Origin of the sequence: Rhizobium sp. Leaf341, assembly GCF_001424325.1 — a bacterium.
Classification (GTDB): Bacteria; Pseudomonadota; Alphaproteobacteria; order Rhizobiales; family Rhizobiaceae; genus Ferranicluibacter.
Genome location: NZ_LMPE01000003.1, coordinates 835,441 through 848,092 on the forward strand (window position 1 = coordinate 835,441; position 12,652 = coordinate 848,092).

Below are 12,652 nucleotides of genomic sequence, written 5' to 3' on the forward strand. Positions count from 1 at the left end.
AATCCGGCGGATAATCTGAGCCCCGCAACTGCCCGATGCCATCTTTTCAAGGATACTGACGATGCCGAATTTCAAGGGAGCGCTGATCGGTTGCGGCTTCTTCGCGGTCAACCAGATGCATGCCTGGCGGGATGTGGAGGGCGCAGAGATCGTTGCCATCTGCGACCGCGACCCGGACCGTTTGCGGATCGTCGGCGACCAGTTCGACATCGCGCGCCGTTATAGCGATGCTGCCCAGATGATGGCCGACGGGGGGTTCGACTTCGTCGATATTGCGACAACGGTCAACAGCCATCGCGCGCTGGTTGAGATGGCGGCCTCCTACCGGCTCCCGGTCATCTGCCAAAAGCCGTTTGCCCCCACGCTTAAGGATGCAAAGGCGATGGTCGAGGCGTGCGACACTGCCGGCGTTCCGCTGATGATCCACGAGAACTTCCGTTGGCAGACGCCGATCCAGGCCGTGCGCAAGGCGCTCGACCGCTCGGCGATCGGCACGCCCTTCTGGGGCCGATTTTCCTTCCGTTCCGGCTACGACGTGTTTTCGGGCCAGCCTTATCTTGCCGAAGGGAAACGCTTCATCATCGAAGACCTCGGAATCCACACGCTCGATATCGCCCGTTACATCCTCGGCGACGTCACCGCTCTGACCGCCCGCACCAAGCGCGTCAATCCTGCGATCAAGGGCGAGGACGTGGCAACGATCCTGCTGGACCACGCATGCGGCGCGACCTCGGTCGTCGACGTCAGTTATGCCACCAAGGCGTCCGTCGAGCCTTTCCCCGAAACCTTGATCGAGCTGGACGGGACGGAGGGCACCCTCCGGTTGACGCAGGGATACCGGCTGGAGATCACCACCGCGTCGGGCACCGAAACGCACGACGTCTCCCCGACTCTTCTTCCCTGGGCCTCACGCCCCTGGCACAATATTCAGGAGAGCGTCCTTGCGATCCAACAGCATTGGACAAGGGCTCTGGCGGGTGAGACCGCGATTTCCACGTCCGGCGCCGACAATCTGAAGACCTTCGCGCTGGTCGAGGCGGCCTATGAAAGCGCCGCAACGCTTCAACCCGTGGCCATCGGTCCACTGGTCGCATGACGCGGGACGCGCTCGCCTTTCGCCTGACCGGCACCTTCCGGACCGAACCGGACCCTCTGGTGCTGATCGCGGGCGGCCTTTCCGCAGAGTTCTCCGGTGGCGCTTTGCGTAACATCCGCTATGAGGGCGTGGAGGTGCTTCGCGCCATCTCCTTCCTGGTGCGCGATCGGGACTGGGGCACGTACGATCCCGAAATCGCGGATCTGGTGGTCGATCAGCATGCGAACGGCTTCACCGTTTCTTATGGCGCGACATGCTTAGGCCCGGACGGGACGCATCTCGACATCAAGGCCCGGATCGACGGGGAAAGCGACGGGCGCCTGCGTTTTTCCGGGACGGCGCGATCCGACACGGGCTTTGAAACCAATCGCTGCGGCTTCTGCGTGCTTCACCCGATCGTCGGCGTCGCGGGATCGGCGGTTCGCATCGAGCATGTCGATGGGACCCTGGAGGACACCGTCCTGCCGGACCTTATCGAACCCTGGCAGCCCTTCAAGGACATGCGGGCCATCACGCACCTGGCCCGGCCCGGCGTCAAAGTCGAATGCCGGATGGAAGGCGATACCTTCGAGATGGAAGATCAGCGCAACTGGTCGGACGCGTCCTACAAGACCTATGTCCGCCCGCTTGCCCTGCCCTGGCCCTATCATATTGCAGCGGGTGCCGAGGTTGAACAGGCGATCACGCTGCAGGTCATGCATGACGCGCCGTCTTTGCCGGTCGCGTCCTTGGCGGCACAAACCGCAGCACCGATCAAGCTGTCCCTGACCGAAGGATCCGCACAGAAGCTACCGCCCATCGGCCTCATCATCACCCCCGAGGAGGCCGTGTTGAGCCAGGCCTTGCTGGAGGCGGGGACCAGTCCCGGGGCACAGGCATTGCTGTTCCCCTTCGATCCGCTCGCCGGGCACGATGCCGCTGTGTTCGGGGATTTTGCAGCCCTTGCCGCCGGCCATCGCGGATCGACCACCCTGGAGATCGCACTTCCCTGCCGGTCGGCTCTGGACGAGGAACTGGGCGCCATCGCCGCAGCGATGCACATGGCGGGATTTGCCCCGGATGCCATCATGGTCTCTCCCGCTGTCGATCGGCAATCCACGCCGCCCGGCAGCCCCTGGCCGGAGTGCCCGCCACTTGAAGACGTCTATGCCGCTGCCAGAAGCGTCTTCCCGTCCGCGATGCTCGGTGGCGGCATGCTCAGCTACTTCACCGAGCTCAACCGCAAACGCGTGCCTGCTGACAACCTCGACTTCATCAGCCATTGCACCAACCCGATCGTGCATGCTGGAGACGATCACAGTGTCATGCAGACGCTGGAAGCGCTGCCGTTCATCACGCGATCGGTGCGCGCGATCTATGGCGACCGGCGCTATCGCATCGGACCCTCAACCATTCCCATGCGGCAGAATCCCTATGGCAGCCGGACGATGGACAATCCTGGCGGTAGCCGGATTCCGATGGCGAACCGAGACCCACGCCAGACCGGTCTTTTCGCCGCGGCCTATGCAGTCGGCTATGCCATCTCAGTGGCGCCTGCGGGGCTCGATCAGTTGACACTCTCCGCGCTGACAGGCCCCTTCGGCCTGATGGCAGGTGCTGGCGAACCGGTTGCGGAAGGCGGGCGGCGACCGTTGTTCCATGTCGTTTCCATGCTGGCGGACCTCGCCGGCGCAATGGCGACCATTCTCGCCTCCAGCCAACCGGATCATGTTCTGGGGATGCGGGCGGAGCGGGAGGGCAGCTTGACCATCCTGCTTGGAAACCTGACGCCTCTGCCACAGATGCTCGATCTGTCCGCGCTCGACATTCCGGCGCACGCCTCCGTCTCCAGGCTCGATGCCGAAACGATGTTATCATCGGCCACCGGTGCTTTGCGGGCCGACGTGCTCGAGAACGGCAACGTCATGATCGGCGGTTACGGCGTGCTGCGCATCGACGCCTGAGCTGCAACGCCGGGCCGGCATTTTTCAGAAGCGGCGCGTCGACGATTGGGCTATCGTCCTGGCTTGCGACCACGGTCGCCTTCCCGGAGGAGCCCCGCACATGACCCTCATCCGCACCTCTTTCGTGCACCTGACCCTCGTTTCCTGCCTTGCTGCACCTCCTGTGCAGGCGGCGTCGCCGCAGCCGGTTGCCGGGGAGAAGGGCATGGCGGTCACTGCCCAGCATCTGGCGTCGGACGTCGGCGTCGACATTCTCCGGCAAGGGGGCAATGCGGTAGATGCCGCGGTCGCGGTGGGCTATGCCCTGGCGGTCGTCTATCCCACGGCCGGAAACATCGGTGGCGGCGGCTTCATGACGGTTCGCCTTGCCGACGGTCGCACAAGCTTCCTCGATTTTCGCGAGCGGGCGCCGCTGGCTGCGACGAAGACGATGTATCTTGACGAAAAAGGCGAAATCGCCAAAGGACGAAGCACGGACGGCTATCTTGCCGTCGGCGTACCCGGATCGGTTGCCGGATTCGAGGCTGCACGAACCCGCTTTGGAAGCTTGTCGCGCGCGGCGCTCATGGCACCGGCCATCAAACTTGCAAAGCAAGGCTTTACGCTGGATGGCGGAGACGTCGCTTCACTCGGCAACAGCCTCAAGAAGCTCGGCCGCGATCCGGCCGCCGCCGCGATCTTCCTGAAGCCGGATGGCACCGCGCCCGATATTGGCGGGACGCTGATGCAGCCGGATCTGGCGCGAAGCCTGACCGCGATCTCCACAGAAGGCCCGGACGCCTTCTACAAGGGCTCCATCGCAGACCAGATCGTCAAAGCCAGCAAGGACAAGGGCGGCATCCTGACGAAGGAGGATTTCGAGCGCTACGCGGTGCGCGAACTGAAACCGGTCACCTGCACCTATCGCGGCTACGAGATCATTTCCTCTCCGCCGCCCAGTTCGGGCGGCGTCATCCTCTGCGAGATCCTGAACATCCTCGAGGGATATCCCCTCGGCGAACTCGGCGCTGGCTCGGCGGCAACCGCGCATGTCATGATCGAGGCGATGCGATACGCCTATGTCGACCGCAATTCGGCCCTCGGCGATCCGGACTTCGTCAAGAACCCGGTCGAAAAACTGGTCGACAAAGCCTATGCGCAGGAAATCCGGGGAAAGATTGACCTCCGAAAGGCCGGCGTTTCCGCCGATCTGACCCCGAAGGGGCTTGGGGAAAGCCACGAGACGACGCATTACTCGATCATGGACGAGAAGGGCAATGCGGTCTCCGTGACCTACACGCTCAACGGCTCCTTCGGCGCCGGCGTCGTCGCGCCAGGCACGGGGATTCTCCTCAACAACGAGATGGACGACTTCACGTCCAAGCCGGGCGCGCCGAACCTTTACGGCCTCGTTCAGGGAGAAGCAAACGCGATTGCACCGGGCAAAACGCCGCTCTCTTCCATGAGCCCCACCATCGTGACCAAGGACGGCAAGCCGTTCATGGTCATCGGCAGCCCCGGCGGCGCGCGCATCATCACCATCACGCTCGAGGCGATCCTGAACGTCATCGACCATGGCATGACACTGCAGGAAGCGATCGACGCGCCGCGTCTGCACCATCAATGGATGCCGGATTCGGTGGCCATCGAACCCTTTGCCCTCTCCGCCGATACGCTGAAGATCCTGCGGGACATGGGGCACGACATCGGACCGGACAAGAACTGGCCTGTCTGGGGACAGGCAGCCGGAATCCTCGTCGGCGGAAAGACGGCAGCGGAGTCGGCCGGGACCAACGGCGGTGCCCGCTACTACGGCGCGATGGACAGCCGCGCCGCCTCAGGCGCGGCGCGGGGATATTGAAGGCTTACGCAAACAGCGTGCGCATCGCCTCGATCTCGTTCTCGCGGATATCATGGCCGCCATTGTGCCAGGAAAGCTCCGTCGTCGCACCCTGCGCTCTGAAGTACTCAGCGAGCGCAAGGGTCAACGACGTCGGGCAGATCGGATCGCGCTCGCCTGCCGTGACGAGAACGCGACGCCCGGCAAGGCCCGGAGCCGGCTTTGGCTGAAACGGAATCAGCGGGTGCATAAGCGCAGCCCGATCGAACAGGTCCGGAAACTCGATCAGAACATTGGCGAGGATGTTGGCACCATTGGAGAAGCCCAGACCGAAGACCTCGGAGGCTCCGGTCGCCTGCGCCTTCTCGCGGACGAAGTTCGCCAGCTTCTGCGTCCCGCGGGCGAGGTCCGTCATGTCGTAGACGCCTTCGCCGGTGCGTCGGAAGAAGCGGGACGCGCCGTGTTCTGAGACATCACCACGCGGTGACAGGATGGTGGCGTCGGGCCGCAGTTGGGTTGCGAAGGCGAAAAACTGGGTCTCGTCACCGCCCGTACCGTGCAGTGTCACGAGAAGCGGTGCACCTTGCACGCCCTCTTTCATCAGGTGCTTGTAGGTCGTATCTGTCATGGCCATGCTCCCCGGAGCACCGTCGCATGTCCTGCGACGGCTCCGGCTTCTGTCGGTTTCTTTCTCGGTGACGGTGGCAACCTCAGTCGAGCTTTTCCAGCTGCTGCTCGAGGATGGGCCGAAGGTGCTTGTGCTGCTGCGGCAGCTTCAGCGCTTCACCCAGATGCGCCCGTTCCTCGTCACGCTCGAAACCGGGTTCGTTCGTCGCGATCTCGAACAGCACGCCGCCCGGCGTGCGGAAGTAGATCGCCCAGAAATAATCGCGGTCGATGACCGGAGTGACCTGGTATCCCGTCTCCATCAGCGCCTTGCGCACCTCGAGCTGGGCTGCACGGTTGTCGACGGCGAAGGCGACATGGTGAACGGAACCGGCACCCTGACGGCTTCCGGGCGCATCCGGCAGCGTCTCGATGTCGATGACACCTGCTGCCGTTGCACCGGGCACGAGAAGGCGTGTCACACCGTCGCGCTTCTCCAGCGTGTCGTAACCCATGAAGCCGAGAAGCTCCGAGGTCGCACCCGCATCCCTCAGCCGCATCGCCACTGAGTGAAAGCCGCGAATGGCATGATCCTCATCGATGCCGCCTGCCGTCCATGGCGTGCGCGGATCATCCGCCACTTCCACCAGCGCGAAGCCGTCGCCATCCGGGCCTGTGAACGAGAGCCGCTTCTCGCCGAAGGTCTCGCTCGGCGTGACATTGGCGACCCCTTTCCGGCTCAGGCGATCGGCCCAGAACGGAAGTGCCCCCCTTGGTACCGCGAATACGGTCGTGCCGACCTCACCGGTCCCGGGACGGCCACGGGCGATATGGGGAAACGGAAAGTAGGTCATGACGGTGCCGGGTGTGCCGATTTCATCGCCGTAATAGAGATGATACACGTCGGGCGCATCGAAATTGACGGTCTTCTTGATGCGGCGAAGGCCGAGGACATCCGTGAAGAACGCATTGTTGACACGAGCATTCGCGGCCATCGACGTGACGTGATGGAGGCCCCTGATGTGGTTGATCATGATCTCATCCTTTCCTGCCCGACCGTGGTGCCATGATGTGGCTGTCGAGCGTTTGATGAGGCCAAGATGGTGCAGGAGCGCAAAGCGCGATAGAGGACCGATGCAGGACGGATTGTTCTCAATTAAGAGAACAATCCGTCCGCGCTGTTCACAGACTGGTACTGGTAGAGCTCGGTACTAGGCTTTTGTCACCGAGCCCCTTCCGATGCTAGGCGCGATCGAGGGCAAACAGAACCGAATGTGGTTCCATCCCCTGCGTGCTGTGCTCGCCGTAAAGCGTCTCGCCGGTGGCCGGTGGCAGGTCGGCGGCGACGTCACCGAGATTGGCGCGCAATTGCAGACGACGGTCGCCAAGCTGCCAGTCGATCGCCAGCAATCGACCTTCCGCTGTCAGCACTGTTCCGGCCGACAGCGTGTTGGGCGCAGCGACCAGCAATGGGACAATCGCACGCTTGCGGATGGCGATCAGGTCGCGATAGAGCGCACGCCAGGCTTGCCCTTCCTCCGTTTCGGCCTTCGACCAGTCGAGACGGGTGTTTTCCATCGTTTCCAACGCATTGGGATCGGCCACGTCCTCGACGGATTTCCCCTCCGGCAAGCCACCGAAATTGTCCATGTCGGTGCGTCGGCCTTCCCGCACTGCCTTGCCGAGGTCGCCATGGTAATCGGTGAAGAAGAGGAACGGACGTGTTTCGCCATATTCCTCGCCCATGAACAGCATGGGAATGTGCGGCGCGAGCATGGTGACGACCGTCAGTGCTTTCAGCATCTCTTTCGACGTCAGCGTGATCAGCCGATCGCCGAAGGCGCGGTTGCCGATCTGATCGTGGTTCTGCAGGAACCCGACGAACGCTTCCATCGGCACCGGCTCGCTCATCTCGACCGCTTCCTGGCCGGGATAGATGTAGCCTTCCGTCAAAGCACGGGCGAGGTTTTCGACCGGCTTGTCGATGAATTTGCCGTAATAGCCGTTCTTTTCGCCCGTGGCCACGACATGTGCTGCATGGTGATAGTCGTCGTTCCAGTCGGCGTCGTAGAGAAGAGTCTCGTTATCGTCGTTTCTGCGCAGTTCGATATGGTTTGCCGGATCTTCGGTCACCAGGTGAATATGGCGCGCGCCAAACTCCGACCGCGCCCGGCGTGCAATCTCGATGAGAACATGTGTTTCCGCGTCATCGAAGATCATGTCGATTGCGTCAAAACGCAGCCCGTCGATCCGGAATTCCCGCAGCCAATAGAGCGCATTTTCAACGAAAAAATCGCGAACCTGACGCCTGTTGTAAGCAATCGCCGCTCCCCACGGTGTCTTCTTGCCTTCCCGGAAGAAATCCGGCGCATAGGCGCTCAGGTAGTTTCCGTCGGGACCGAAGTGATTGTAGACGACGTCCATGTAGACCATCAGACCAAGGCCGTGCGCGGCGTCGATGAAGGCCTTGAGATCGTCCGGAGAGCCGTAGGCATTGTGCGGCGCATAAGGATAAACGCCGTCGTAACCCCAGCCTCGCGTCCCGCCGAACTGCGAGACCGGCATGATTTCGATGGCGGTGATTCCGGTTTCGGCAATGGCCGCAAGCTTGTCGATCGCGGCGCGGAACGTGCCTTCAGGCGTAAACGTGCCGACATGGAATTCGTAGAGGATGGTCTCCGCCCAAGGCATGCCGGTCCAGCCGGTGTTCTGCCATTCATAGGCATCGGGATCGACCAGCACGGCCGGGCCATGCACGTCCTCTGCCAACGCGCGCGCTGCCGGGTCCGGCACGACCTTTCCGTCCGGGAGAACGAAGGCATAGGTAGCACCCGGCTTCGCCTCGGGAACAACGCTCTCGAACCATCCCTCGCCCGCCTTGCGCATCTCGTGGTCCCTGCCGTCGAGCCGCAGCGTCAACCTATCTTCGCCCGGAGCCCAGAGACGGAACCGGGCGCCGCCCTCGGCAAGAAGCTCCGGCCCCCAGGCTGTCGTCTGCCGGTTTGCGGAAGGTTCAATGCTCTTGCTTGTCATCAGGGTGTTCATCCTGTCCTCGTATCAATTAGGTTCGGCGTGCGGTTCTGGCATGGCTGGAGCGCCGGCGCCGGCGCCTGGCACGGCCTTGATCCGCCCCTCAACATCCGGGTCGGGGCAAATGTTCCGGGCCATCGTGTGCGAATGCCGCGGTGCACGGCAACGCCTTCCGGGAGGCCAGGTGATCTTCTCATAAGCGCGTGCACAGACCCTGGGGAGACAATCTTTCCTGCCATTGAACTTGTTGATCGGTGGAAAGTTACGAGAGCGAATGTGCAGACCAGACGGACGCCCGGGAGCGTTCGGCAGGACGGGAGATCACACTCTCATCACGCCGGGACAAAGAATCTCGACATGGGCGGGAACAAAATGATGCGACGCACAATTTCTGATCGGATCAATACAGGGGATGCCTTCATGGACGCCAAAGTCAATCAGTACGCAGTCGAGCCGGGGTACTGGCATACGCTCGGCGCGACGCCCGACAAGGATGGCGTCAATTTCGCGATCTTTTCCGCCCATGCCGAACGGGTTGAGCTCTGCCTGTTCGATGACAGCGGCGCGATCGAAGTTGCCCGGATCGAGCTTCCGGAATACACCAACGAGATCTGGCATGGCTATATCCCCGGCCTCAAGCCGGGCGCACTTTACGGCTATCGCGTGCATGGTCCCTATGATCCGGAACGTGGCCATCGCTTCAATCCGAACAAGCTTCTGGTCGATCCTTATGCCCGCGAGCTGGTCGGCGACGTTCAGTGGTCGCAGGCACATTTTGCCTATGACATGGACGCGGAAGACGACAAGGACCTGACCTTCAACACGCTCGACAGCGCTCCTGTGACGCCGAAGGGTCGGGTCATCGATCCCAAGACCTATGACTGGAAGGGCGACCGTGGGCCGCTGATCCCCTGGTCGAAGACCATCTTCTACGAAACGCATGTCAAGGGCTTCACCAAGCTGCACCCCGCCATTCCGGAGAACATGCGCGGCACGTTCGACGGCATGGGCCACAAGGCGGCCGTCGATTACCTCAAGAGCCTCGGCATCACATCGGTTGAACTGCTGCCGACCCACTTTTTCCCCGACGACAGCATGCTGGTCGACAAAGGCCTCCACAATTACTGGGGCTACAACACGCTCGGCTTCTTCGCACCGGCCACGCGCTATTACGGTCCGCGGGCGCTGGATGGCTTCCGCGACATGGTGCGGGCGCTGCACGATGGCGGCCTCGAGGTGATCCTGGACGTGGTCTACAACCATACGGCCGAAGGCAACGAACTTGGACCGACCCTTTCGTTCAAGGGTATCGACAACTTCTCCTACTACCGCACCCTGCCGGATAACCACCGCTACTACATTAACGACACAGGCACCGGGAATACGGTCAACACCTCGCACCCTCGCGTGCTGCAGATGGTGACGGATTCGCTGCGCTACTGGGTCGAAGACATGCATGTCGACGGCTTCCGCTTCGACCTCGGCACCATTCTGGGACGCGAGCCGGAGGGTTTCGACCAGCGCGGCGGCTTCTTCGACGCCGTTACGCAGGATCCCGTCCTGTCCAAGGTCAAGCTTGTCGGCGAACCCTGGGACATCGGACCGGGCGGTTATCAGGTCGGTGGTTTCCCGCCCGGCTGGGCCGAATGGAACGACAAGTATCGCGACACGGTCCGCGACTACTGGATGGACACGGATGGGACTGCGCCGGACTTCGCGGCCCGCTTCTTTGGATCCGGCGATATCTACGATCTTCGCGGTCGTCGCCCGTGGTCCAGCGTCAACTTCGTCGCTGCCCATGATGGTTTCACCATCAACGATCTCGTTTCCTACAACGAGAAGCATAACGAGGCGAATGGCGAGGACAACAACGACGGTCATGGCGACAATCGCAGCTTCAACTACGGCGCTGAAGGTCCGACCGACGACGAGACCATCAACGCGACGCGGGAACGCCAGAAGCGAAACTTCCTTGCGACGCTGCTCTTGTCTCACGGCACGCCGATGATCCTCGGCGGCGACGAGTTCGGCCGCAGCCAGATGGGCAACAACAACGGCTACTGCCAGGACAGCGATATCAGCTGGATCCACTGGGAAGACCTGCCGCCCAGCGCAGATGTCTTGCGCGATTTTGTCCGCCGGCTGACGACGCTGCGGGCGGACCAGCCGCTCTTGCACCGTGAGAACTGGCGCGACGGCATGGTGATCGCCTGGCTCAACGCCGGAGGTGGCGAGCAGACCGACGAGCAGTGGCAGGACGGCGGCGGCACAACGATCGGGGCCATGCTCTCCCGAGAGGATCTTGCCGACAAGGATGGCATCTGGTCGCGTATTCTGATGATCTTCAACCCGCATGACGGCGTTGTTCCGTTTGTCCTGCCCGAATGCCCCGACGGCGCGTGGGTTCTCGAATTGACGACGGATGATCCCGCGATCGCGGCGCAGCCTGTCGACGTGGCCGAACCGTTCGACATGCAGGCGCGCAGCCTGGCGGTCTTCCGCCCGGCCTGACCGGGCTGGTGCCGGCCCGCACCCGCGGGTCGGCGGGACACAACAAAAAAGCCGGGCTGACGCACTGTCAGTCCGGCTTTTTCTTTGAACGCTCGTAAAGATTGGAAACGCTCGGGAAGATTGGGAACGCTCGGGAAGATTGGAACCGATCAGCCTGTCGCCTTGGCCGCGTGTGCGATGACCCTGCCATAGAGTTCCGCATACTGCTCGGCACTCCGCTCCCAGGAGAAGTTGGCCTTCATGCCCTGGTTCTGGAGCCGGGCCCACTTCTTCGGTTCCCGATAGGCATGAAACGCCCGATGGATGGCAAGACGCAGATTGTCGCTGGTCGCGGGGTGGAACTGGAAGCCGGTGGCCACCCGCGCAGACATGGCCGCATCATTGGCATCGATGATCGTCTCCGACAGACCGCCCGTTCGCGACACCACCGGCACGGCACCGTAGCGCAGCGCATAGAGCTGCGTCAGCCCGCAAGGCTCAAAGCGGGACGGCTGGATAATGATATCGGTGCCACCATGGACGAGATGCGCGGTTTCCTCGTCATAGCCGATGCGAACGCCAATCCTGCCGGGATGGCGGCCTGCAGCCAGCAGAAGCTGCGTCTCGATGTCCTTGGAGCCCTTGCCGAGCACGATCAACTTGCCGCCCAGTGCCGCGATCTCTTCTGCGACCTCTGCCAGCATATCGCCACCCTTCTGCCAGGTGAGCCGGGTAACGGCCGCGAAAACAGGTCCCGGTGTTGGGTCTAGACGAAACGTCTCGAGCAGGCGCGCGCGGTTGACGCTCCGATTGCGGATCTGGCGCACATCGTAGCGGGCCGGAAGATAGGGGTCGGTCACCGGATCCCAAATTTCGCTGTCGATGCCGTTGACGATCCCGGTAAAGGTATCCAGACGCGACAGCAGGGCGCCCTCCATGCCCATTCCAAGCTCTGGAGACACGATCTCGCGCGCATAGGTCGGGCTTACGGTGGTGATGGCGCTAGCGGTACGGATCCCCCCCTTCAGATAGCTCATGTCGCCGTAATATTCGAGGCAGTCGATCGACAGTGCTTCGGGCGGAAGGCCGATATCCTTCAGGTGCTCGGCCGCGTACTGCCCCTGAAAAGCGAGGTTATGAATGGTCAGAACCGAGGGAATCGTGTTCGCATTGGTCGAATAGCGCATGTAGACCGAGGTCAGGGCCGTCTGCCAATCATGTGTATGCACAAGATCGGGCATCCACTCCGGAAGAAGCCCGCCGGCGACCGCCGAAGCCACGTAGGAGAGCACGGCGAAGCGCTTCCAGTTGTCGGGATGGTCCATGCCATCCTCGCCGACATACGGACCACCCGGCCGGTCATAAAGCGCGGGCGCGTTGAGCACCAGGAGATCGAGACCCTGGCATTCGGCTTCCAGCAGCCACGCGGGATGTCCGAAGAGATCAGGAAAGAAATGCAAGGGGCGCGCATTGCTGATCTCGGCAAGGACGGAGCTGTAGCCGGGGATCAGGCTGCGGGTTTTATATCCCCGGGCGGCAAGCACTTTCGGGAGAGCCCCTGTCACGTCGGCAAGGCCGCCGGTCTTGATCAGGGGGAAGATTTCCGACGTTACAGACAGTACGTTCACGAAGGCCACGGTCCTCTTCGCAATCCGATGGGATTGCCGG

Annotated in this window: 8 protein-coding genes; 4 read left to right on the plus strand and 4 right to left on the minus strand. The window is 62.4% G+C overall.

Annotation, left to right across the window (positions count from 1 at the left end; all coding sequences use genetic code 11):
• Positions 1-61: 61 nt before the first annotated feature.
• The 3 genes from ASG03_RS05510 to ggt all read left to right on the plus strand — a co-directional run bounded on the left by ASG03_RS05510 (position 62) and on the right by ggt (position 4,879).
• Positions 62-1,096, plus strand: a complete 1,035-nt coding sequence (locus ASG03_RS05510) for a Gfo/Idh/MocA family protein (protein WP_062692730.1) — start codon at positions 62-64, stop codon at positions 1,094-1,096.
• Entirely contained in the window at positions 1,093-3,039 is a 1,947-nt protein-coding gene (gene apnL, locus ASG03_RS05515; RefSeq protein WP_082475544.1) for a D-apionate lactonase, read from the plus strand. The genes ASG03_RS05510 and apnL overlap by 4 nt, the downstream gene beginning before the upstream one ends.
• 100 nt (positions 3,040-3,139) lie before the next feature.
• On the plus strand, positions 3,140-4,879 hold the full coding sequence (ggt, locus tag ASG03_RS05520) for a gamma-glutamyltransferase (protein ID WP_062692732.1): 1,740 nt from the start codon (positions 3,140-3,142) through the stop codon (positions 4,877-4,879).
• 4 nt (positions 4,880-4,883) lie between these two features.
• On the opposite strand, the gene ASG03_RS05525 is transcribed toward ggt, so the two are convergent.
• The 3 genes from ASG03_RS05525 to treZ all read right to left on the minus strand — a co-directional run bounded on the left by ASG03_RS05525 (position 4,884) and on the right by treZ (position 8,497).
• Positions 4,884-5,486 carry an alpha/beta hydrolase gene (locus tag ASG03_RS05525; RefSeq protein ID WP_062693053.1) on the minus strand — a complete coding sequence of 201 codons (603 nt, stop codon included), beginning with the start codon at positions 5,484-5,486 and terminating at the stop codon, positions 4,884-4,886.
• Between the two features lie 82 nt (positions 5,487-5,568).
• Positions 5,569-6,498, minus strand: coding sequence for a VOC family protein (locus ASG03_RS05530; protein ID WP_062470953.1), 930 nt, complete (start codon positions 6,496-6,498; stop codon positions 5,569-5,571).
• Positions 6,499-6,706: 208 nt separating this feature from the next.
• Positions 6,707-8,497 carry a malto-oligosyltrehalose trehalohydrolase gene (gene treZ, locus ASG03_RS05535; protein WP_062693054.1) on the minus strand — a complete coding sequence of 597 codons (1,791 nt, stop codon included), beginning with the start codon at positions 8,495-8,497 and terminating at the stop codon, positions 6,707-6,709.
• 417 nt (positions 8,498-8,914) lie between these two features.
• Between treZ and glgX the strand changes: the two genes are divergently transcribed.
• Positions 8,915-11,005: a glycogen debranching protein GlgX gene (glgX, locus tag ASG03_RS05540; protein WP_062693055.1), complete on the plus strand. Its 2,091-nt coding sequence runs from the start codon at positions 8,915-8,917 to the stop codon at positions 11,003-11,005.
• A 149-nt stretch (positions 11,006-11,154) separates the two neighbouring features.
• Here the strand turns inward: glgX and glgA are convergent, their stop codons facing one another.
• Positions 11,155-12,612, minus strand: coding sequence for a glycogen synthase GlgA (gene glgA, locus ASG03_RS05545; protein WP_062472323.1), 1,458 nt, complete (start codon positions 12,610-12,612; stop codon positions 11,155-11,157).
• Positions 12,613-12,652: the final 40 nt, after the last annotated feature.